The 21,584-nt window shown below is 41.9% G+C and carries 23 protein-coding genes and 2 pseudogenes; 5 read left to right on the forward strand and 20 right to left on the reverse strand.

Annotated features, from left to right (window positions below):
* Positions 1-138 precede the first annotated feature (138 nt).
* The gene (gene deoD, locus EDM52_RS23435) at positions 139-846 is read left to right on the forward strand and encodes a purine-nucleoside phosphorylase (RefSeq protein WP_122911318.1); all 708 of its coding nucleotides are present in this window, start codon (positions 139-141) and stop codon (positions 844-846) included.
* Here the strand turns inward: deoD and EDM52_RS25020 are convergent.
* Positions 800-1,063: pseudogene (locus tag EDM52_RS25020) on the reverse strand (DUF6220 domain-containing protein); the annotation flags it as partial. The gene deoD and the pseudogene EDM52_RS25020 overlap by 47 nt on opposite strands.
* Positions 1,064-1,800: 737 nt before the next feature.
* Here EDM52_RS25020 and EDM52_RS23440 point away from each other — a divergent pair.
* A complete protein-coding gene (locus EDM52_RS23440; protein WP_122911319.1) occupies positions 1,801-2,271 on the forward strand; it encodes an NUDIX hydrolase in 471 nt (156 codons plus the stop codon).
* A gap of 760 nt (positions 2,272-3,031) precedes the next feature.
* On the opposite strand, the gene merA is transcribed toward EDM52_RS23440, so the two are convergent.
* The 5 genes from merA to merR1 are packed head-to-tail and all read right to left on the reverse strand — an operon-like array spanning position 3,032 to position 6,026.
* A complete protein-coding gene (gene merA, locus EDM52_RS23450) occupies positions 3,032-4,672 on the reverse strand; it encodes a mercury(II) reductase (RefSeq protein ID WP_122911320.1) in 1,641 nt (546 codons plus the stop codon).
* 15 nt (positions 4,673-4,687) lie between these two features.
* Positions 4,688-5,026 carry a mercury resistance system substrate-binding protein MerP gene (gene merP / locus EDM52_RS23455; protein WP_122911321.1) on the reverse strand — a complete coding sequence of 113 codons (339 nt, stop codon included), beginning with the start codon at positions 5,024-5,026 and terminating at the stop codon, positions 4,688-4,690.
* A gap of 23 nt (positions 5,027-5,049) precedes the next feature.
* Positions 5,050-5,346: a mercuric transport protein MerT gene (gene merT, locus EDM52_RS23460; RefSeq protein WP_122911322.1), complete on the reverse strand. Its 297-nt coding sequence runs from the start codon at positions 5,344-5,346 to the stop codon at positions 5,050-5,052.
* Positions 5,343-5,612, reverse strand: coding sequence for a hypothetical protein (locus tag EDM52_RS23465; protein WP_122911323.1), 270 nt, complete (start codon positions 5,610-5,612; stop codon positions 5,343-5,345). Before EDM52_RS23465 ends, merT begins: the two co-directional genes overlap by 4 nt.
* A gap of 15 nt (positions 5,613-5,627) precedes the next feature.
* On the reverse strand, positions 5,628-6,026 hold the full coding sequence (merR1, locus tag EDM52_RS23470; protein ID WP_122911324.1) for a mercury resistance transcriptional regulator MerR1: 399 nt from the start codon (positions 6,024-6,026) through the stop codon (positions 5,628-5,630).
* 258 nt (positions 6,027-6,284) lie between these two features.
* On the opposite strand from merR1, the gene EDM52_RS23475 reads away from it, so the two are divergent.
* The gene (locus tag EDM52_RS23475) at positions 6,285-6,833 is read left to right on the forward strand and encodes a recombinase family protein (protein ID WP_122911325.1); all 549 of its coding nucleotides are present in this window, start codon (positions 6,285-6,287) and stop codon (positions 6,831-6,833) included.
* A 28-nt stretch (positions 6,834-6,861) separates the two neighbouring features.
* Positions 6,862-9,816: a Tn3 family transposase gene (locus EDM52_RS23480; protein WP_122911326.1), complete on the forward strand. Its 2,955-nt coding sequence runs from the start codon at positions 6,862-6,864 to the stop codon at positions 9,814-9,816.
* 244 nt (positions 9,817-10,060) lie between these two features.
* On the opposite strand, the gene EDM52_RS23485 is transcribed toward EDM52_RS23480, so the two are convergent.
* The 5 genes from EDM52_RS23485 to EDM52_RS24885 all read right to left on the reverse strand — a co-directional run bounded on the left by EDM52_RS23485 (position 10,061) and on the right by EDM52_RS24885 (position 14,147).
* A complete protein-coding gene (locus EDM52_RS23485; RefSeq protein WP_122911327.1) occupies positions 10,061-11,536 on the reverse strand; it encodes an NAD(P)-binding domain-containing protein in 1,476 nt (491 codons plus the stop codon).
* A gap of 69 nt (positions 11,537-11,605) precedes the next feature.
* Positions 11,606-12,064, reverse strand: coding sequence for a MarR family winged helix-turn-helix transcriptional regulator (locus tag EDM52_RS23490; protein WP_122911328.1), 459 nt, complete (start codon positions 12,062-12,064; stop codon positions 11,606-11,608).
* Positions 12,065-12,234: 170 nt separating this feature from the next.
* The gene (locus EDM52_RS23495; protein WP_122911329.1) at positions 12,235-13,299 is read right to left on the reverse strand and encodes an NAD(P)-binding domain-containing protein; all 1,065 of its coding nucleotides are present in this window, start codon (positions 13,297-13,299) and stop codon (positions 12,235-12,237) included.
* Between the two features lie 54 nt (positions 13,300-13,353).
* A complete protein-coding gene (locus EDM52_RS23500) occupies positions 13,354-13,803 on the reverse strand; it encodes a MarR family winged helix-turn-helix transcriptional regulator (protein ID WP_122911330.1) in 450 nt (149 codons plus the stop codon).
* 164 nt (positions 13,804-13,967) lie between these two features.
* The gene (locus EDM52_RS24885; RefSeq protein WP_183185329.1) at positions 13,968-14,147 is read right to left on the reverse strand and encodes a hypothetical protein; all 180 of its coding nucleotides are present in this window, start codon (positions 14,145-14,147) and stop codon (positions 13,968-13,970) included.
* 449 nt (positions 14,148-14,596) lie between these two features.
* Between EDM52_RS24885 and EDM52_RS23505 the strand changes: the two genes are divergently transcribed.
* Positions 14,597-15,301 carry a toll/interleukin-1 receptor domain-containing protein gene (locus tag EDM52_RS23505; protein ID WP_122911331.1) on the forward strand — a complete coding sequence of 235 codons (705 nt, stop codon included), beginning with the start codon at positions 14,597-14,599 and terminating at the stop codon, positions 15,299-15,301.
* 104 nt (positions 15,302-15,405) lie between these two features.
* Here EDM52_RS23505 and EDM52_RS25505 read toward each other — a convergent pair whose 3' ends face one another.
* From EDM52_RS25505 to EDM52_RS25025, 9 genes and pseudogenes are all read right to left on the reverse strand, one after another.
* Positions 15,406-15,528, reverse strand: coding sequence for a hypothetical protein (locus EDM52_RS25505; protein ID WP_276330144.1), 123 nt, complete (start codon positions 15,526-15,528; stop codon positions 15,406-15,408).
* A 421-nt stretch (positions 15,529-15,949) separates the two neighbouring features.
* On the reverse strand, positions 15,950-16,354 hold the full coding sequence (locus EDM52_RS25360) for a protein-tyrosine phosphatase family protein (protein ID WP_276330145.1): 405 nt from the start codon (positions 16,352-16,354) through the stop codon (positions 15,950-15,952).
* Between the two features lie 51 nt (positions 16,355-16,405).
* A pseudogene (trxB, locus tag EDM52_RS23510) lies at positions 16,406-17,338 on the reverse strand (thioredoxin-disulfide reductase); the annotation flags it as partial.
* Between the two features lie 60 nt (positions 17,339-17,398).
* Positions 17,399-17,860, reverse strand: a complete 462-nt coding sequence (locus EDM52_RS23515) for an ArsI/CadI family heavy metal resistance metalloenzyme (protein ID WP_415783107.1) — start codon at positions 17,858-17,860, stop codon at positions 17,399-17,401.
* 17 nt (positions 17,861-17,877) lie between these two features.
* Positions 17,878-18,303 (reverse strand): arsenate reductase (thioredoxin), encoded by a 426-nt coding sequence (arsC, locus tag EDM52_RS23520; RefSeq protein WP_122911334.1) that lies wholly within the window; start codon positions 18,301-18,303, stop codon positions 17,878-17,880.
* 3 nt (positions 18,304-18,306) lie between these two features.
* Entirely contained in the window at positions 18,307-19,362 is a 1,056-nt protein-coding gene (arsB, locus tag EDM52_RS23525; RefSeq protein ID WP_122911335.1) for an ACR3 family arsenite efflux transporter, read from the reverse strand.
* An 18-nt stretch (positions 19,363-19,380) separates the two neighbouring features.
* Positions 19,381-19,704 carry an ArsR/SmtB family transcription factor gene (locus tag EDM52_RS23530; RefSeq protein WP_122911336.1) on the reverse strand — a complete coding sequence of 108 codons (324 nt, stop codon included), beginning with the start codon at positions 19,702-19,704 and terminating at the stop codon, positions 19,381-19,383.
* Positions 19,705-19,897: 193 nt separating this feature from the next.
* On the reverse strand, positions 19,898-21,295 hold the full coding sequence (locus EDM52_RS23535) for a hypothetical protein (protein WP_122911337.1): 1,398 nt from the start codon (positions 21,293-21,295) through the stop codon (positions 19,898-19,900).
* A 70-nt stretch (positions 21,296-21,365) separates the two neighbouring features.
* Positions 21,366-21,584: hypothetical protein (locus EDM52_RS25025; protein WP_221175574.1), on the reverse strand; the 219-nt coding region annotated here is incomplete at its 5' end.

Here is a 21,584-nt window from a genome sequence, read left to right on the forward strand (position 1 = left end):
CCTATGCGAAAGTACATGATCACTTGTAGATTCATTTTGCATTGTTCGGATTTTGTAGTACCATATTCTAGGGAGTATTCATTCGCCAATGGCATGAGGAAGCCAAGCTTTCTAACTAGTAAAGGAGTAGATTAAAAAATGAGTGTACATATCGGCGCCAAACCAGGTGAAATCGCAGAAACGATTCTGTTGCCAGGAGATCCTTTGCGAGCCCAATACATAGCGGAAACATTTTTAGAAGGGGCGACCTGCTACAACCATGTCCGTGGCATGCTTGGCTATACGGGTACGTATAAGGGAAAACGCGTCTCTGTACAAGGGACGGGAATGGGTGTCCCATCTATTTCTATTTACGTAAACGAACTCATGCAATCCTATGATGTGCAAAATTTGATTCGGGTAGGTACCTGCGGGGCCATTCAAGAGGATATCAAAGTACGTGACGTGATCCTGGCCATGAGTGCTTCGTCTGACTCCCAGACCAATCGTTTGCTGTTCAATCAAGTCGACTTTGCTCCAACGGCCAATTTTGACTTGCTGCACAAAGCCTTTCAAGTGGCTACCGAGCACAATCTATCGGTAAAAGTGGGCAATATTTTTACGAGCGACAGCTTTTATCGTGAAAGCATGGACTTGTACAAAAAACTGGCTAGCTATCAAGTGCTGGCTGTTGAGATGGAGTCATCCGCCTTGTATACCTTGGCCGCAAAATACAAACGCAATGCTCTTTCCGTTCTTACGGTAAGCGATCATATTCTGACCGGTGAAGAAACGACATCTGAAGAGCGTCAAACCACGTTTAACGAAATGATCGAGGTGGCATTGGAAGCTGCTTTGATAAAATAATAGCGTTCCAAAAAAAGTCGACCCCTGGATGCACGGCTGCAATAACTGGGATATGTGCTGTAGCATATTGGGCGAAGAGAAGCAGCATGAAAACGACACAGACCCATTTCAATCCATTTGGAAGCTTTCCGAGAAAAGCAAAAATCAGCATCAATAGTGGAACGAATTCAAAAAAATGCACAAAGTGGACATGATAGCGCCAAATAGCTGGGTCAGTAAAAAGAGCTGCACTCTGGCATTAGTAACGGAGATTATTGAGCAACATGGAAGAACGAGCAGCATGAAATCGAAGGGGGATCCATACACCTTTTCGTTTACAGTTGCGTAGTCGCCGGGGGAGCAGGAAGACTTCGAACCAAAAGGGGCTATGGAGTAGCGGACCGGGCAATAGGAAAAATGGCAAAGGTACAAAAACAAAGTCCATACATGACGAAACAGAGTGCCGCCCTTTGGCACTCTTTTCGTTTACTTCTTTTTCTTGCTTTCCAGGTAGTGAGCCAGATTGTTTAGTGTATCTTCGTAGGTTCTTCTTTTTTTAGATTGGTTCGAAGAAGTGGATTTCGAATTGGATTGCACCTTTGCCATTAAGGATGACCCCCGGACGTTTTTGAGTATAGTTATCTTAATTTTAGTATAGATGAAAAAACGTGCGTTGTAAACAGAATTTTTAAAATTATTTAAATAAGTTTATTTGTATTGTATTTTCCGATCTGTACCATGAGGATCAAAAGCTGATTAAAACTGTTACATCTGCAATTATTGATTGTTATTTAGCAGAGGTTCCTAGCTTGTATCATGATATGGCAAAGGTGCGCGAAATATGGCAGATGCGGAAAGAATCTTGAAGAAGCAGAGTTAAAGTGGGATTAAACAAGAAATGCGCAATTTGTAGATGCAAAGGAGTTTAGACTCCAGTATCGAATGTATGGGGAATGACACAGGAGGTTCTTTGGGATGAATGATTATATCAAGACAATGAGAAGTCTCATTGGTCAAGAAACATTAATAACGGTTGGATGTGGCGCGATGATCGAAGACACAGCTGGTCGTATTTTGCTGCAAAGAAAAAGAGATCTCGGCACATGGGGTCTACCTGGTGGGCTGATGGAAATTGGAGAAACCTTTGAGGAAACCGTAAAACGAGAGATTTTGGAGGAGACGAATCTGATCATTCTCCAGCCATTGCGGTTATTTGGTATCTATTCCGGAAAAGATGGTTTTGCCCAGTACGCAAATGGCGATAAGGTGTTCAGTATACAGATCATTTTTCATGTGACTGCCTACAAAGGCAATATTCAAGCCAATGAAGAATCTGCACAGCTTCAATTCGTGCATAAAACCGAGCTGCCGGCTAATATAAACCCGCATCAAGCACCATTTATTATGGATTGGGTAAATGGAATGCAAACGCCTGTCATCCGTTAGTTGAAAATGAGCGGTGGTTAAATTGTATCCATGACGTCAGGAAGAGTTTTTAACTTTGCCGATCATGAAGAAAATCACTTTGCTATCATGGAGAGATAATAAATCTTTTGACGTGCCACCATACAAGATGAGCAGCTGACTGAATAAGTCGGCTGCTGTTTGATTTTAGGGGATACACTCTTCTTGGAAAAGTTGAGTTTCCTTTGAGTCCGATAATATATATTATGTAAACTCAAAAAAAGACCAGGAATACCAATAACTCAAAGGTCTTGGTTCCGTGTCTGACGACACCAAACTACTGACGATAACGACAACAAAATACTTACTATAATCATTAGCGACACAAAAATACTTACTATATATACATTCGTCAGTAATAGTAAGTATTTTTGTGTCGTTTTTTATGACAACAAAGTACTTACCTGATTGAAGGTATATTGGGAGCTTGGGTTTTAAGCGTTCGGCAATATGGTAAGTACTTTTGTGTCGGTTTCAACGACAACAAAATACTTACTCGTTTGAAGTGGGCTCATCAATAAAGTTAAATATTCATTGATACATTCATGCTAAGAATTGTATATTATGTACATTTACTGATTAATAGCATAATGCGTTCCTGCAATTAATAATGAGCTGGAAGAAGATAAGTTTATACAGGGGTACCGCCAACATTTCGGAAATTTTGTACGCTAAGCGATTTTTTACATAGAAAAGCCGATTTCCGTTACGGTAAGGAAATCGGCTTGATTAACTAATTTAATTACCCGGCACAACAGGATAATTTAGAAACATCTTTATCAAACGTTAGGGCAGCCAGTTTCAATCCTTCTGCCATTGTCAAATATGGTGCAAGGGTTTCGCGAAGATCCTCTATAGTTAAACCGAATTTGACAGCTAATGTCGCTGCATAAATCACATCTCCCGCGTTTTCTGCCACTACATGAGCCCCTAACACTTTCAACGTTTTCGCGTCTGCCACCAGTTTAAACACGCCTGTTGTTTCCCGATTAACCAAGGCTCTTGGAACAGCATCTAACGGCAAGACGGATGTTTTCACTTCATAGCCTTTTTCTTTTGCCTGTTGCTCCGTTAAACCCACAGTTGCAATAGCTGGAGCTGTAAACGTAACTCCTGGAACCACTTCTAAATTCAGCTTTTTATTCAGTCCTCCGACGGCATTTCCTGCCGCAACTGCACCTTGATAAGCTGCCACATACACAAATTGAGGACCAAGCGTAACATCTCCTGCTGCGTAGATACGTGAATTCGTTGTTTTTGAATACTCATCGATGACAATTTCACCACGGGAGCCTACTTCAACGCCTGCTGCCTGTAAATTCAAAGTTGCCGTATTCGGTGTTCTTCCTGTGGCCACCAATAATTGATCTACTTCAATGATTCGCTTCTTGCCATTGATCTCGAGATGAACCTTTTTAATTTCTCCTTCTTGTTCAATTCGTTCAAAGGATGCTCCGGTGACTAAATTGACCCCTTGTTCTGTTAAGGTTTGTGCAATCGCTTCTGAGATTTCAGGATCATATTCCTTTAATAGACGCGGGCTTCTTTGCATCAATGTAACTTCAGAGCCTAGATGGTGGAATAGTTGTCCCAATTCCATGCCGATATATCCAGAACCGATGACAGCAAGACGCTTTGGAACCTTTTTTAATTCAAGCATCGTCGTGCTTGTTAAATAGTCTACCTCATCCAGTCCAGGAATGTTTGGCACAGCTGGGGAAGCACCTGTTGCGATTAAGAATCGTTTGGCAGATAACTTCATGCCATTCACTTCAACGGATTTTTCATCCGCGAATTTTGCTTCGCCTTTTATAAATTCAAAGCCATAGTCATCAATTAAATCCACATATTTGCTGTTTCGAAGATGCGTCACTAGCTCGTTTTTCTGCTTGATCAATGGTGCCAAATCCACATCGCCAGCTGACGTGTGCAATCCTACATAAGGATTGTTTTTTGCTAAATGATTGATTTCGCCAGCTCTTAACAGTGTTTTTGAAGGAACGCAGCCGATGTTCACGCATGTTCCACCCACTGTTCCGCGTTCGATAATTGCCACCTTCGCTCCGTATTTAACGGCTTCAATGGCAGATGAAAAGGCTGCCCCACCAGAACCAATAATGATGTAGTCATAATCGCCCTCATCACCAAGCTGCATCGATTCTTGTGGTAGTACTTCTTCTGCTTCTCCTGGCTGGTATTTGGCTTCAGCAATCGCCTTTTTCGCTTTTTCCACCTTCACGTCATTCGGAAGCTCAAATACAGCTTCTCCGCGACGAAAATCCACTTCAATCCCTTTAGCACCCATGTTTTCAAGAGCAATAGCTACATGCTCTTCACAACCCGTACAAGTCATTCCTTGAACATTTATTCGATATTTTTTCATGTTAAATCCCTCCCTTTACTCGACTCCAAGCCCGAAATCCGAAACAGCCGTCTTTATAGCCTGTAAATCCGTTTTCTTATCATCAAAAGAAACCGTTACTTCGCCCGTGCTTCCACTGACTTTAATGGTTGTTTTGCTAACGCCATCGACCTGTTCCAGGATATCTTCTACAACAGACGGAGGACAACAATCCATCCCCAAAACCGTGAATGTCCCTGTTTTAATTGTTTCAATGGTAGCTTTTTCTTCCTGCTTAGCATCCATAGTATTTTGTGCATCTTTTTCGTTACTACACGCACTAACCACCATCAAAAGAGATAATGCCATCATAATCCTCATTATTTGTACTCTCATATAAAGCGCCCCTTTTTCTGTAGTCAACTTTCAACTAGAAATAATAAAAGAAATACGCTGAAAACGAAAAACGTCGTGATCCATAAGCCAATGACAGAACTTTTCCTTTTGCCATTTTTCCGATAAACCATGTAAAAGGAGTAGGCAAGAAGGATGATGGTAACGATGGTAAACAATAACCGATATTTCAAAGAGTAGAAGGCCAATGCTCCTGCAAATCCAGTTAACCCAAGAGGAATGAAAATCAGTGGACCCAGGCAGCATGCAGCCATAACAAAAGCTGAAAAAACAGCGGCTAACTGCGACATTTTTTCCCTCATGATTTAAACCTCTCTATGCTGCAACAATCATGTTTTGTTGTTTCTTTCTTTGTTTCGTTTATTGTTCCTGGGTCTAGTTTTCTCCAGCCCTTGAATAGGGCGAAAACAAACAACAGACCCATCATAATGAAAATAACATTTTGAAATTCCGCGAAGTATGATCCCAGTGCTGTTCCTGCAAACAACGGAAGCAGTAAAAACAGATGGCATGGGCATGTAACTAATGCGACAAGAAACCAAGCTGAACTTTTTATTGTGTTTTTCATGGCTGTTTCACCTCTTTATTTCTTCATCAATGTTTCAATAATGGGGCATTCGTAAATGTCTTTGTTTTCAGGACATCTTTCTTTAAGGTCCATCAGCATTTTCTCAATTCTTTTGAGATCTTCAATTTTACGCTGGATGTCATCGATCTTAAGAACAGTGAAATCATACATATCACGGCACTTTACTTCATCGCGATCGACGACCCCTAGTAACTTGTCAATTTCATGTAAGGTAAAGCCTAGTTCCTGCATCCTTTTTATGAAATTTAATCGATCGACCGTTTGTTGTGAATACATTCGGTAGCCTTTTTCGGTACGATCAGGCTCTGGAATTAAGCCTAAACGTTCATAATATCTAATGGTCTCTTTGTTAACGTTACACTTCTCTGCGATTTCCCCTACTCGATAATGCAATTTACATCACCTCACTCATAATATAAACCCTGTACCATAGTACAGGGTCAAGGATAGTGTTAGCATTGAAAATGTATATAACCCTATTATCCCTAAAACGAACGTTTTTGGGACTTTGTGACGCATGTTTAAAAAGGATTCAAAATCTAATGTTATTCAGTTCCAAAACCCATTCCCTAAAACAAAGTTTATTTATCGTCGGTACCGACCCTTTATGGTACTATTATTGTATTACTTTTTCACTTGGAGGGGATATAAGTGATTTTCGGATATGCTCGTGTTAGTACAGAAGATCAAAATTTAGATATGCAGATAGATGCTCTCAATAAATATGGAGTTGAAAGAATTTTTCAAGAAAAAATGACTGGAACAAAAAAAGATCGTCCCCAACTCGATGAATTACTCAAGCTGTTACGGAAAGGAGACAAGGTTGTCGTTTATAAGTTGGATCGCATCTCACGTTCTACAAAGCATCTCATTGAATTAAGCGAACAGTTTAACGAGATGGCAGTTGATTTCGTCTCTTTAAGCGATAGTATAGATACATCAACGGCAATGGGAAAATTCTTCTTTCGAACGATGGCCAGTATTGCTGAACTAGAACGAGATATTATTAGCGAACGGACTAAATCAGGATTGCAAGCTGCTAGAGCTAGAGGAAAAAAAGGGGGTAGACCATCCAAGCAGACGGATAAAGTTGAAATGGCATTAAAAATGTATGACAGCAAGGATTACAGTATTGCACAGATTATAAGCGCAACTGGCTTAGGGAAAACAACGCTTTATCGATATATTAGCACAAGGTGATTCAAACTGATCAAAGGTGTTGATTATATTGAGCGCTAAAGAGCTACTTACACCAGAACAACGGAACGAGCTGCTTAACATCTCTAATATCACTGAGCATGATTTAGCAATGTACTATACTTTGACAGAGTATGATATCGAAATCATTAACCAGCATCGAAGGGATCATAACAGGCTAGGTTTTGCCATTCAATTATGTACGTTACGGAATCCAGGTTGTTCCCTAGTCGATTTACCAGAAGTTCCGGAGAGTTTATTAGAATATGTCGCTAAACAACTAGACATTGATCCGGGAACTTACTCCTTATACGCTAGACGTGATCCTACACGTCGTGAACACCTTGAGGAGTTGAGACAGGTTTATGGGTATCGAAATTTTGATGTACATGCCTATCGAATGGCAGCTCAGCTCCTCTTAAAACACGCTATGGAGAATGGGAATGCCATGTATCTCATACAAGCAGCTATTGGAATTATGCGTGAAAAGAAAATCATTCTCCCTGCTGTTACAACTATAGAGAGACTTGTATGGGAAACGCGGCAACGTGCAGAGAAACGAGTATTTTCATTTCTTACTCAAACACTTTCTAGTTGGCAAAAAACGAAGCTCGAGAAACTGATCGATCCTTTTGTAGAAAATAAGAAAACTCCTCTCGCATGGCTTAGAGAGGTTCCAGGACAATCATCTCCAGAAGCGTTTCTGAAAGTGATTGAACGAATAAAATATATTAGGGAACTTGAATTATCTGTTGATACTGCGAGTATCCATCCAAACCGTTTACTCCAATTCGCACGAATGGGAGCCAGATATGAACCGCATTCTTTTCGTAGATTTAATGATCAGAAGAGATACGCTATACTAGTTGCCTATCTGCTTACTCTTAGTCAAGATTTAGTTGACCAAGCAATTGAGATCCACGACCGGCAGATGATGATTTTACAATCAAAAGGCCGTAAGGCACAGGAAGAAATTCAAAAACAAAACGGAAAATCAGTAAACGAGAAAGTGATACATTATGCTGACATAGGTTCTGCTCTCATCAAAGCTAGGGAAGAAGGAATTAATCCATTTGAGGTATTAGAGAAAGTCATGCCCTGGGAAAAAATCGTTGAATCGATTGAAGAAGCAAAAAGATTAGTAAGACCTATGGATTATGACTACCTAGACTTGCTAAGTACCAGGTATTCCTACCTCAGAAAGTATACCCCCACATTACTTGATTCACTAGAATTTCGATCTACAAAAGCTGCTGAACCTTTATTGCGTTCCATTGATGTTTTACGTGACATCAACAAAAATGGTAAACGAAAAGTTCCAGAAGATGCTCCTCTCGATTTTGTTCCAAAGCGTTGGCAAAAACATGTGTATGATGATGATGGTACCATTAATCGGCAATATTATGAAATGGCAGCATTAACGGAATTGAAAAATCATATTCGCTCCGGTGATATATGGGTTGTCGGTAGTAGATTACATAAAGATTTTGAGGAGTATCTAATTTCCAAAGATGAATGGCTCCAAGCCAAGGAAGTTGGCACAAGGTTAGCTATCACTCTATCATCAGAAGAATACATAGCGGAACGGACAGAAGCCTTACATCATCGTCTTACATGGATTTCAAATAATCTAAACTCACTGGAGGGAATCAGTGCGGATAAAGAAAAGATCCGTGTGGATCGCCTGGAACGAGACACACCTGAAGAAGCACGATCCTTTAGTTTGTCTCTCTACGACATGTTACCCCGTATAAAATTGACGGATTTATTAATGGAAGTAGCAAGTTGGACAGAATTTGACGAACAATTTATCCATGGTTCAACGAATCGACCGCCAAAAGGAGAAGAAAAAGCTATACTAATGGCAGCTTTGATGGCAATGGGAACAAATATTGGACTTACAAAAATGGCAGATGCCACTCCTGATATTACATACCATCAATTAGCTAACGCTGCTCAATGGCGGTTATATGAAGATGCAATGACTCGAGCCCAAGCTAAGCTTGTAAATTTTCAGCATAGACTAACTCTTGCATCTTACTGGGGTGATGGCACAACATCATCATCGGATGGTATGCGCGTACCGATAGGTGTTTCATCTCTACACGCTGATTCCAACCCTCATTATGGCTCAGGTAAAGGAGCGACCATTTACCGATTTGTTGGCGATCAATATGCCAGTTTTTACACAAAGGTTATTAATACAAATGCCCGGGATGCTGTTCATGTGATTGATGGCCTTCTCCATCACGAATCCGATCTACGAATTGAAGAACACTATACAGATACAGCCGGTTACACCGATCAGGTATTCGGATTAAGTCATATCTTAGGCTTTCGTTTTGCACCAAGATTGCGAGACTTAGCAGATAGTAAACTCTACACGATCGATCAATCAAGTAATTATCCAAAAATAGAGGCTATGCTACGTGGTCGAATCAACACTAAAATTATTATGGATAATTACGATGATGTATTACAATTAGCCCATTCTATTCGTGAAGGGAAAGTCTCTGGGGCGCTTATCATGGGTAAGCTGGGATCGTATGCAAGACAGAATAAAGTAGCGACTGCATTACGAGAGATGGGGCGAATTGAAAAAACGATCTTTGTGTTAGATTATCTTTCCAATGAAGCCTTGCGTCGCCGAATACAAAGAGGTTTAAACAAAGGAGAAGCAATGAATGGATTGGCCAGAGCTTTGTTTTTTGGAAAACGTGGTGAATTACGAGAACGTGGACTACAGGATCAATTGCAACGAGCTAGTGCATTAAACATTTTGATTAATGCGATAAGTGTATGGAACACCGTTTATCTCACAGAGGCAGCAAATATACTGCAATCAAAAGGATTGTTACGAGAAGATCTTCTACAACATATATCACCTTTGGGATGGGAACATATTAATTTTCTAGGCGAGTACACATTCGACCTAAAAAGAATACCTGGTCATAACACATTACGGCCCCTCAATGTCAGTCAATAAATGATTACCCGATTTCCCTCCTGCTCAGGGAAATCGAAATTGTATGTTGCATACTTAAAAGACCGGACTATTCTTAGCGTACAGAATACCGGTCTTTTTCTTGCTAAAAGCTGCTTAGCGTACAAAATTTCCGAAATGTTGGCGGTACCCCTCTATGGTTTTCTACGAAAAGATCCCCCATCTGTAAGACAGGGGATTATTCCGTTATTGTAGTTGTAGCAATTTATACACGAATATGCCTGCATTATCCGCAGCAATTGGACGACTTTTGGGGTGCTGGTGCGCAACAGGTTTGTGCTTCTGTTGTCAAAACTTTAATTGACGCAGAACTCCCGACTACACTCGCCTTAGAAGCTGTAGATTCACAACATGAATCATCATTATGTGAAGTAGATTTCACCGGATCACTACCGCAACAAGAGCTGGATTTAATAGGCGGTGGTGCACAACAAGATGACACCTCTTGGGGATCCGCGGAAAAGCTTACACTGCAAACTCCTGTCTCAGGCAAACGAAGTTCTACTTTTTTGGCTGCTTCCCAATCACCCACAAGGCCAGCGATGACAGATCTCACTTGCTCGTATCCTGTAGCCAGAAGAAAAGTTGGGGCTCGCCCATAACTCTTCATCCCAACGATGTAAAAATCCTTTTCAGCTTGCCGGAGTTCTGCTTCGCCATGCGGTCTAACCGTTCCACAGCTATGAATATTTGGATCAATGAGCTCCGCAAGTCCTGGTACGCTTTCGATCGCGGGATCAACCTGGTAACGCAGTTCACGGATAAATTGGGTATCAGGTCGAGCCCCCGTATTCGTGATCACCTCATCGATGCCTTCGAGTTTGAATGGCTCCCCGTTCAACACCCCTCCGATCGTAAGGGCGTCATTTTTGCAGGAAACTTCCTGTATTTGAAGAGGTGTAAAAACGTGTATGCGCCCGTTCTCAACTAAGGATTTAATTGCAGTTCCTAACGCACCGCGTGCAGGTAATTGGTCTGCCTCGCCTCCACCATACGTTTCATAAATGTTTTTCTTCCGCAACGCCCAAAAAATTTCAGTGGATGGCACCTCCTCTTTCAAGCGATTCAAATCGAGGATGGTATTGATTGCAGAATGCCCACTTCCCACAACTAGAACCTTTTTCCCTGCATACCGATTACGCTGTTTCCCATATACGTCAGGAATTCCGTAGGTGATTCGACTAGAGGCATCTTGTTCACCCTTTGCTAGTATACCGCCTGAACCAACAGGATTGGGATTCTTCCAAGTTCCAGTGGCGTCAATGACAGCTTTCGCTTCGATAACATGTATCTCCCCATTTTGCTCGAACTGAATGACAAAAGGTACTTGGTCCCTTCCTTTTGTTTTCATCTTATCCATATCTCTTCTACCAACTGAGATTACTTTGCTGCTTAGATGAATGTAAGGAGCAATTTCAGGGATGGCTGCAAGTGGCTGCATATAATTTTCAACAAGTTCTCTACCTGTTGGGATGTCTTCTGGTTTTGGAGCTTTCCACTCATATTTTGAAAGGAGCGTGACCGCTGCTTTATCCATGTTATACTCCCAGGGTGAAAACATCCGGACGTGTCCCCACTCCAAAACACTTGCTCCTACCTGACCTCCTGCCTCCAACACAATAAAGGCCTCTCCTCTTTGAACGAGTTGTGCTGCTGCTAACCCGACTGGACCTCCTCCAATAATGGCTACCGGTAAGTTCATTTTTCATTAATCCCCTTTTTAAATAGTTGGTATTTGCAACTATATTCGTTAAGTAAACTCCTCTACTGGTTATAGAGGAGGCATACAACAATCTGCACTTTTTCTTATCGCTTCATTTATCAATTGAAGACTTTCCAATACCTGCTCATGCTTATCATCCGGAATTTGATCAAACACATTAGCGATGTACGTTTCCATGTATGACGCAATCTCCTTGTGTTGCTCTTCTCCTTTCTGCGTTAAGGAAAGAACAACATACCTTCTATCCTTTGGATCTGGCAATCGGTTTATCATTTCTGTTTCAACGAGATGATGAACTTGGCGACTCAAGGTACTAGTATCAATGGATAACAAATCTGCGAGTTCGTTTAAGGAAATGTTTGGCCTTTTCTGGAGCTCGTAGAGAATATGGCTTTGAACCACAGTGATGCCACAGCACTGTGCACCGTCCTTTTGTAAAACACCAAAACGCCTTACTAAAACCTGAAATACTTCTCTTACGTTCACGTATTGAGCGAGTGGTTTCATTATCATCACCTAAAACCATCTTACAATGCACTAATTGACAAATGCAACTATTGTCTTGTGGAAATTTCCATTTATCAAAGCCAATGAGTTACAACAATTATCTATTGCATCTTATGCACGCTTGATTAGAATGGTACTTCACTCCTTTTTCACGCTGTAAAAAAAGCCATCTAGTCACTTCTTTTCAGGTAAGTATAAAGCTTTTTCACAACATATTTCGCGTCTGGCCCCACCCCCCTTAAAGTAGCAGAAGCAAAGGAACGTTGTCCTTCTAAACCTACAAAATAGAGTCCAGGAACTTGGAGACTTACTCCACCTAGTTGCAAAGGTCTTCCTTCGGCGTTCAATGCCCCAATCGGTTCAAGAAACGATAATTCTGGACGATACCCAGTAGCAAAAATAACCGTATCAACAACTTCATGAGTACCGTCTGGCCAAATGATGCCCTCGGGGGAAAATGAGGTAAACATGTCTCGTTGATCTGGCATTCCTGCTTTTAACTTTGTCTTATAATCGCCTAAATCTGCCACAGCACTCGAAACCGGTGCTTGCTTACCAAATCGCCAAAAAGGAAAGGTATCGATTCCAATTGCTCTAATCCAATAATGTAGATCTAGTCCCCATACTTTTTGTTTAACAAATTGAACTGGTTGGAGTACCGCTAATGAGGTCTTGCAGTGATCGGCCAACTCTACCGCGATTTGGATGGCTGAATTTCCACGCCCCACTACAACAACTCTTTTACCCGTATACGGATCCGGATTTCGATACGTAGACGAATGGAGTATTTCCCCGAGAAAGCTTTCCCTCCCTTTGATTTCGGGTGTATAGGGGTTATGGAATGAGCCTGTGGCATTGATGAGTGCTTTTGTTTGATAAACGTGTCCTGTCTCGGTTTGAATGACAAAATAATTGCCGTTTCGTTCTACTCGTGTCACTCGCTGATTGGTACGGATAGGTAAATCGAATTTTTTCGCATAATCCTGCAAATAACGAATGACTTCAACACGAATCGGATAACGTCTCTTTTTTCCAGGCATCTTCATGCCAGGTAGTGAAGAAAGCTGAGCGGGTGAGAACAATTTTAGACTGTCATAATAATGGGGCCAGGATCCTGTAGCGTGATTGCTTCCTTCCAGTATCAAAAAAGATAGACCTTTCTTTTGTAAATAGTAACCGGAAGCAAGACCTGCCTGCCCTCCACCAATAACAATCACATCTAAACACTCTTTCATGGGCACCCTCATCCTTTAATTTATTTGTAAATTGCAAGTTTATAACGAGAGAAATTACTCCACGATGGGAGTACAGCACTGATTCGATTTTGCCATCGCTTCATTCAAAAACTTGATGGAGCGAATGACCGTTTCTCTTTCAAATTCATTCATCTGTGAAAAGATCTCGCTTAAATAAGCATTCATTTGCTCATCAATTGTTGTCGCTACGTACATTCCTTCTGTTGTCAGAGAGAGAATATATACTCTTCTATCCTCTGGGTCAGGAGTTTTTTTCACAAGATTTAACTTGATTAAAGATTGAATTTGACGGCTAAAGGTCGTAATATCTGTACCCAATGCGTCAGCCACCTGCTGAATTGAAGGCTTATGCTGCCGATCAATTTCATATAATATATGGCTTTGAACTAATGAAAGCTCTACCCCGCCTGCCGAACAACAGTTTTTATTTAGAAAACCAAAGCGACGGGTCATGATTTGAAATAAATCTCGAACTGCTTCCAAGTATCTCACCTCATGACATAGTTATACAATTAATATTTGATTTTTGCAACTTTTTTATCCGCATTTATTAATTCGGTGTAAGGCGTAAATTAAGTGTTAGACCGGAGGAGTTGATTCTGCGGGCCTTTAGAGGTTAAAAATCGTCAACATTTGAATAAAAAGTTTTAGACTGGACTCCCGAATAAGGAACGATAATTGAAGGAGCCCGAAAATAAAGAAGTAGACTGGCAGGCAACTGTAACTCCAAAGGTCAGCGTGTCCAGGCTTTGGCCCCAAACCAGCGCTTCCAGAAGAACAACTAGGAACACGAGCTGTAGCTTCGCCGTACAGTTGGCCATGTCCATCCGAAGTAAAGAGCGTATCAGTTGCGCTGCTCCTGCAGGTGTACGCGCCGTCGGTACGGTCGGGAACCAGGAGTTCTGTAGGCGTAGCTGTCCGTCATCAGCTGGTCAAGGCCATCCAAACAGAATACGTATAGCTACGGCGCTCCAGTAGCCGGCCGGTGACGTCGCCGGAATACCGATTCTGCCTATGCCGCCCCTTCCGTAAGTACAACCAGGTGCACGATCTGTAGCTTTTCATAGGAGTCGACCGCAGCCTCACAGTCTATAACTTTATTTTTCAGTCTAATTCTTTATTTTCTTTTGACAGATAATCAACGGGGTGTGTCGAACTTTCCTTGGTTCGACAGGAGAATTGGTAGAATTGGAAGGAAATATGGTGCTTTAGTATGATTTGGTAGAATATAGATGATATAATATGTTAGAAATACACATTCAAGGGAGGTAGAGACATGGCCAGATGCACGGCTCCAGTAAGGGGACATAGCTCAGCGAGTGCCGCAGAAAATTGCCCAGCGTGTCGGGGGCGTGGACGCTATAGTGGTGGTTACAGTGCCTACGGGACGCATTCGTCTCCGTCTTACACCCAGTCAAGTGGGGGCAGTCGAAGCGGCGGCGACGGTTCCGGCAGCCGCAGTGTAAAGGCGAAATGGTCGAGAGCAGGTTCTACAGTGTTTTACACGCCTGCAGAAGTTCGGGCACTTACACCAATCCGCAACAACGTCGAAAACCTGGCAAATGAGAAGCCTGACCTTCGGGACGTCTTCCTTTGCCATGCGTGGGACGACCGGAAGGGGGTCGCCAAGGATCTGCATGATCTGCTTGAGTCACGTGGTGTCTCTGTCTGGTTCAGCGAGAAGGACGCAGGCCTCGGCGTACCATTGCTTCGCTCCATCGACAAGGGCTTGGCGAACTCGCGAGTCGGGATTGTGCTGGTGACCCCTGCTCTGCTAAAACGCCTTAAATCAGAGGGCATCGCAGACAAAGAACTTTCAGCACTCCTCGCTCGTGAACGACTTGTTCCAATTGTGCACGATACCACGTATGAAGAGCTCCGCGATGTCAGTCCCTTGCTCGGTTCGCGAACCGGCCTAGACACTGCAGAAGAGCCAATGGCAGACGTCGCAGACAAGCTCGCAGATCTGGTCTCCCCCTAAGACTTACCATGGCTATTCCGATGTGGCTATATGGACGCTCTGCCGTTTGTCGGTTACATGGCGAACGCGGCTTTCCAAGGTCATTGAGTAGGTGATTTTGCGTTCTAAAAGCGACTCCATGCGACCCAGGAAAGCGACGTGACCAGACTTTGGCCCCAAACCAGCGCTTCCAGAAGAACAACTAGGAACACGAGCTGCAGCTTCGCCGTACAGTTGGCCATGTCCATCCGAAGTAAAGAGCGTATCAGTTACGCTGCTCCTGCAGGTGTTCGCGCTGTCGTTACGGTCGGGAACCAGGAGTTCTGTAGGCGTAGCTGTCCGTCATCAGCTGGTCAAGGCCATCCGAACAGACTACGTATCGCTACGGCGCTCCTGAAGCCGGCCGGTGATGTCGCCGGAATACCGATTCTGCCTATGCCGCCCCTTCCAGGGGCACGATCTGTAGCTTTTCCGCGGAGTCGACCGCAGCCTCACAGTCTATAACTTTATTTTCTCAGTCTACAACTATATTTTCCCGGTCTAATACTTTATTTTTCAGTCTAATTCTTTATTTTCTTTTGACATTCGGTAATAACTTAATGATTCAGACAAAGTAAAACGACCATGTTTTGTCATGGTCGTCTTTGAACGGTATTATTCTCTAATATCTTAGTCCCGATTACCTTCAGGAAATAATGTGAGTAATGCTTCTCTTTGCCCAGGTTTGATAGTGATTTCCGGTCGAATCTCTTTTGCCTTTTCCTCAGCTTCTTTCAACGAGTTGCTTAGTCCGAGGGTAAGAAGTGTGCCTGTAGCTACAACGCCTGTTCTACCACGACCACCATTACAATGTATGGCAACCTTCTTGCCATGCTTATATGCATGGATTACCTCTTCAATGGCGTGTTTAAAAAGGACATCTTGATTAGCGGACGAATTGTCTCCAAGTGGAATTTGGATCCATTGAACATGTGGGTTTGAAAAGGCAGGTTGCTCAGCATCTCCGCGTAGATCAACGACTACCTCTACTCCTTCATGTTCGATCATGCTCTCCACGTCATCAGCTGAACCCATGAAAATACGATCTTCTACCAAGGCGTGGTATTGTTTTGGAGCTTCGATACCCCAAACTTCAAGAGCATTATCCTCTAAAAATCTCTCACAATCCAGTGCTGCCATACACCCCGTACCTGCTGCCGTTATCGCTTGACGATAACGGTGATCCTGAACGTCACCACATGCAAAAACTCCTGGAATGTTTGTTTCTGTTGTACCAGGAGTGACGATGATATACCCTGTTTCATCCGTTTTGACTTGCCCTTGTAGGAAAGCAGTATTTGGACGATGACCAATTGCAACAAAAATGCCATCCGTCTCAATGATTTCTTCCGTAAGGGTGTCATTATGTTTTACCTTTAATCCTGTTACTCCCTTTTCCTCGGCGATTACTTCAATTGGCGTGCTATTCAAACACCACGTGATTTTAGGGTTATTTTGAGCCCGATCTTGCATGATTTTTGATGCGCGCAGCTCATTTCTTCGATGGACAATAATCACCTCTGTAGCGAATTTAGTGAGGAAATTCGCCTCTTCCATCGCAGAATCACCACCGCCTACGATAATGACCTTTTTCCCTCGAAAGAAAAAACCATCGCAGGTAGCGCAGGTGCTTACTCCACGTCCGATATTCTCCTTTTCACCTGGGATGCCTAGCAATTTAGCAGATGCACCCGTCGAGATGATCAGTGTTTCCGTTTGAATTTTATCAGATCCATTGATGGTTAATGTAAACGGTCGTTTTGATAAGTCAGCAGTCGTTACCCAACCAGTTTGGAAGGATGCGCCAAAACGCTCTGCTTGTTTCCGCATGTTCTGCATAAGCTCCTGCCCCATAATTCCTTCTGGGAACCCTGGAAAGTTCTCAACCTCTGTTGTAAGGGTTAATTGACCTCCGGGTTCATTTCCCTCGATAACGAGTGGGTTCATATTTGCACGTGCTAGATAGATTGCAGCTGTAAGGCCCGCAGGTCCTGTTCCAAGGACGACTACTTTTTCCATGAAATTACCTCCTTTACGGTTTCGTAAAAAACCCCTCTATAAGCGAGGGGTCATGTTCATTTACTTTTTCCAGGAACCAAATTGGACTTGAACGGGGGCACTAGGAGGTGCACAACACAAGGAGATATCACGTTGTTCACCTGCTGATTCAAACTCCGAATCTGCACTGGTATAGAATATCTCCCATGCGTTACCGTCTGGGTCATACACCCACACTTTGTCTTGTACAGCGTAGCAGCAAGTAGTACCCATTTCGTCAATAGTAAGCAATCCTGCTTCACGTAATCGATTGCCCATTTGAATGACGTCTTCCGTGTTGTCTACTTGGAATCCCAAGTGGTTAAGAACACCTTTCTTCTCAAACGGGCGTACATTCAAGGAAAAGTGAAGGGCTGGAGTATCTAACTCAAACTTTGCATAGTTTTCTTTCACTTTAGTCGGCTCCACTCCAAAGAAGTTCCGGTAAAATTCAAGTGATGCTTCTAAATCGGTACAATTTACAGCCACATGCATTCGTTTAATCATGATCTTGCCTCCCTTTATTTTCCTTCTGCAAGAAAAACTTCAATGCGTTTCTTTATGGAATCACGAACGGTACGAAAACTGGTCATGATTTCTCCTTCTGTACCGATTGCTTTCGCGGGATCATCAAATCCCCAGTGCCATTTCACGACGTTTTTATTAGAGATAACCGGACAATGTTCATCTGCGTGACCGCAAAGTGTAATGATATAATCCGCACAATTTAGTGTCTCTGGATCAATGACATCAGAAGAGTGGGTGCTAATATCAACACCGGCTTCTTTCATCACTTGTACTGCACGAGGATTAAGTCCATGTGCCTCTAGACCCGCACTTTTCACTTCGTAGCGTTCGCCTCCCAAGGCTTTCATAAATCCATCGGCCATTTGACTTCTGCAAGAATTGCCTGTGCAAAGAAAGTAGACGAGAGGTTTTTTATCCATGAGTTAGGCTCCTTTTTTGTTGAAGTATTTCTTTTGAAACCAAAGCGCGACGTTTACTAATGCAATCATGACGGGCACTTCTACTAAGGGACCGATGACAGCTGCAAATGCGGCTCCAGAGTGAATGCCAAAAACTCCTACGGCAACAGCGATTGCTAGCTCGAAGTTGTTACCTGATGCTGTAAATGCCAATGTGGATGTTACCTGATAATTTGCCCCTGCTTTTTTCCCCATCCAAAATGAGATGAGGAACATCACGACGAAATAAATGAGCAGTGGGATCGCGATCCGAACGACATCCAGTGGTAATGCGACGATGACTTCACCTTTCAGTGAGAACATCACGATAATGGTAAAGAGTAAGGCAATCAGTGTGATCGGGCTGATTTTCGGGATGAATACTTTTTCATACCACTCGCGTCCTTTGGATTTTACCAGCGTGTACCTTGTGAGCATCCCGGCAATAAAGGGAATTCCTAGGTAAATAAATACGCTTTTGGCCACTTCCGCAATGGTGATATCAACCACCATCCCTTGAAGTCCAAACCAACCTGGTAAGACGGTAATGAAGAAGTACGTGTATATGGAGTAAAACAATACTTGGAAGATCGAGTTAAACGCTACAAGCCCAGCTGCGTATTCGGTATCACCTTTACACAGGTCATTCCAAACAATGACCATCGCGATACAACGCGCCAGTCCGATCATAATGAGACCTACCATATATTCTGGGTATCCTTGCAAGAAGACGATGGCCAAAATGAACATTAAGATTGGACCGATTACCCAGTTTTGAATCAAGGAAAGCCCAAGAATTTTTCCATCCCGAAAAATGCGACCTAACTCCTCATAGCGTACTTTCGCAAGAGGTGGATACATCATGAGAATCAGACCAATGGCTATTGGGATGGATGTTGTACCTACCTGGAACTCATTTAACACCGTTACAAAGTTTGGAAAGAGATAACCACTCCCTACACCTACAGCCATCGCCACAAAAATCCAAAGCGTTAAGTAGCGATCAAGGAACGATAACCGTTTTCCTACCTTATCACTCACGTTAGTACCACTCCTTTCTTATTCGCAGGTTACAAGCAACCCTTTTTTCGCCAGTTCATCAAATTCTGACGAAAAATCAGGTAAATGATTTAAAGAAAAACCGATATCCTCAAGCTGTGCTCTGTTCAATGAATAAAAAACCCATTGACCTTTTCTTTCTTCTGTTACTAGGTCAGCATTTTTCAAGCGACTCATGTGCTTTGAAATTGACGGCTGAGAAATGCCAAAGATCGGTACCAGTTCACATACACAACAATCCCGCATATTTAATAAGGCAATGATCTTCAAGCGAGTTGGATCGCCAAGTGTTTTTAATGCATCTGCTAATTTATTGAACTCCATGATCAGCCCTCCTTCACCAATTATTCTAATATAGCCATATGGCTATATCAATATTTATGTACGTAAAGATTTTGTAAATCAACTACATGAATTAATAAAAACGTGCACAAGTAACAAAAGTGCACGTTTTCGTTCGAAATTTTATTATGTACAATCAAACTGTTACACGAGAAGTTAATTTTATTCTTTATCGTTAGAGGCTCAAATCAGTATATAGTTTATCACCCTGATTGAAGGGACATTCCATTCGATCAATGATTTCAGAGATGCTGGGCTGCATATGAGAACTCTTTAAAAACTCTATTTTTTTCATGGTGGAATTATCATTTACTTCTCTAATTATAATGTTTGGTATTGTCTCTATATGCCCTTGAGGATAGTCCACAAATATACACCTATTTGTGGAAGGTTGCCCCTCAATTAAAAATTCCTTGAAAAGTTGAAGTAGGCTTTCTCCATAATACGAGTTCAGTATCCAAAAAAAGAGGCCAGTGCTGTTGCAATCAAATGCTCTCTCTACCTTTGTTAAGAGTGATGATAAATTGGTTGATAACCAGACATTTTCAAGCGAGGAAGAATCTAATTGGTACCTGTACAATTTACTATTATCCACTTGCCAATACTGTTTGAAATTGTCAATCTTTTGCCTCCATAAAACATATGCATAAGCAAAGGGACATATAGTTTCGTCTGGAAACCCCCTAACTAGTCTGATTACACAAGATCTATGTTTACGAATGATATGTCTCCTGACACGTCTTACAATTGCTTTCTGTACTGATTTGGTTGACTTATCTATCTCATTTTCTAGATTGTAATTATACTCAACTTTACCAAATCGTCTTATTCCCAAGTAATCCTTCTTATTGTATACCACAAACTTATTATTCGGGTTGAGAGGAAGACACGGTGTTTCTTGTTTAACAATTTTACTTCGATAGATACTGCGGAGGTCAATATAATACTCTGAACGCTCACGAGTGCTTATCCAATGCTGTAAGTTTTTATCCGCAATTTCAGAATGATGATTTTTCCAGATGTCTAGATAATGTCTATCTTTTAAATCTGCATACCAATAACCACATTTGCAGCAAAATGGGTTTGACCAATTATTGTCGGTTAACGCGAAAGAATAGGAACATTTGCAATCTGGACATTCAAGACTTAGCGGATTCAAGTGGAATGGACATTTGGTGATAGTATGAAATTGATGGAATAAACTGTGAAACCCGTTTTGCATGCATTGTATACAAAAAGTAAGGTTATCTCGGAAATAATTGTTATTATCAAAATCAATATTGAGGTAAGGTTCAATTAATTTGTTGATTAGATTTTTGTTATGAGAATGGAGAGAAACTCCAAAAACGGCTTTACATTTGTCATCATCAATATTGACCAAATTCAGTAAATCACGATCGACCTTGCTCCAAGAACTTTTCTTTTGATTGTTGCACAACTTAGTTGTGAAGATAGTGAGAAGATCGCTGCTCTTGACAACATTAGAGTATTTAAACTTTTCGAATATTGACCACGATGATTCATATTGATTAATCCACTTCTGGTTCCATGTGAATGATTTACTCTTAAACAAAGAGCTTTCCTCCGTTTTGCAAAGGTCCTTTGTTCAAAAGTATGCCCATTGAATCTTCTTACTAAACAGACTATATGGAAAGCCAGGGGGATTTTGGGCCTTTTTCACTTAGTGGTAGTCTCATTCTTCTACTTTTAACTGTTTGGAAAGGACATATTATCTGGCCTTGGATACTTTGTCTACTCTCTTCGACTTCCCAATGAAATTCAAACACTTCTTCGATTTTCGTTGGAAGATATATAAAAATACCTTTGAGATAGTCGTATTTAAAAGCACAGCGGTGATATGT

Source organism: Brevibacillus invocatus (genome assembly GCF_003710915.1).
Taxonomy (GTDB): Bacteria; Bacillota; Bacilli; order Brevibacillales; family Brevibacillaceae; genus Brevibacillus; species Brevibacillus invocatus.

Excerpts from the sequence above, each read along its gene's own strand:
- merT (WP_122911322.1), bottom strand. The coding sequence starts at position 5,346 with ATGAGGGAAAAAATGTCGCAGTTAGCCGCTGTTTTTTCAGCTTTTGTT.
- EDM52_RS23440 (WP_122911319.1), top strand. The coding sequence starts at position 1,801 with ATGAATGATTATATCAAGACAATGAGAAGTCTCATTGGTCAAGAAACA.
- EDM52_RS25360 (WP_276330145.1), bottom strand. The coding sequence starts at position 16,354 with ATGGGTTCAGCTGATGACGTGGAGAGCATGATCGAACATGAAGGAGTA.
- EDM52_RS25505 (WP_276330144.1), bottom strand. The coding sequence starts at position 15,528 with ATGGACATGGCCAACTGTACGGCGAAGCTGCAGCTCGTGTTCCTAGTT.
- EDM52_RS23490 (WP_122911328.1), bottom strand. The coding sequence starts at position 12,064 with ATGAAACCACTCGCTCAATACGTGAACGTAAGAGAAGTATTTCAGGTT.
- EDM52_RS23505 (WP_122911331.1), top strand. The coding sequence starts at position 14,597 with ATGGCCAGATGCACGGCTCCAGTAAGGGGACATAGCTCAGCGAGTGCC.
- merP (WP_122911321.1), bottom strand. The coding sequence starts at position 5,026 with ATGAGAGTACAAATAATGAGGATTATGATGGCATTATCTCTTTTGATG.
- EDM52_RS23485 (WP_122911327.1), bottom strand. The coding sequence starts at position 11,536 with ATGAACTTACCGGTAGCCATTATTGGAGGAGGTCCAGTCGGGTTAGCA.
- EDM52_RS23495 (WP_122911329.1), bottom strand. The coding sequence starts at position 13,299 with ATGAAAGAGTGTTTAGATGTGATTGTTATTGGTGGAGGGCAGGCAGGT.
- EDM52_RS23465 (WP_122911323.1), bottom strand. The coding sequence starts at position 5,612 with ATGAAAAACACAATAAAAAGTTCAGCTTGGTTTCTTGTCGCATTAGTT.
- arsC (WP_122911334.1), bottom strand. The coding sequence starts at position 18,303 with ATGGATAAAAAACCTCTCGTCTACTTTCTTTGCACAGGCAATTCTTGC.
- EDM52_RS23530 (WP_122911336.1), bottom strand. The coding sequence starts at position 19,704 with ATGGAGTTCAATAAATTAGCAGATGCATTAAAAACACTTGGCGATCCA.
- EDM52_RS24885 (WP_183185329.1), bottom strand. The coding sequence starts at position 14,147 with ATGGACATGGCCAACTGTACGGCGAAGCTACAGCTCGTGTTCCTAGTT.
- deoD (WP_122911318.1), top strand. The coding sequence starts at position 139 with ATGAGTGTACATATCGGCGCCAAACCAGGTGAAATCGCAGAAACGATT.
- merA (WP_122911320.1), bottom strand. The coding sequence starts at position 4,672 with ATGAAAAAATATCGAATAAATGTTCAAGGAATGACTTGTACGGGTTGT.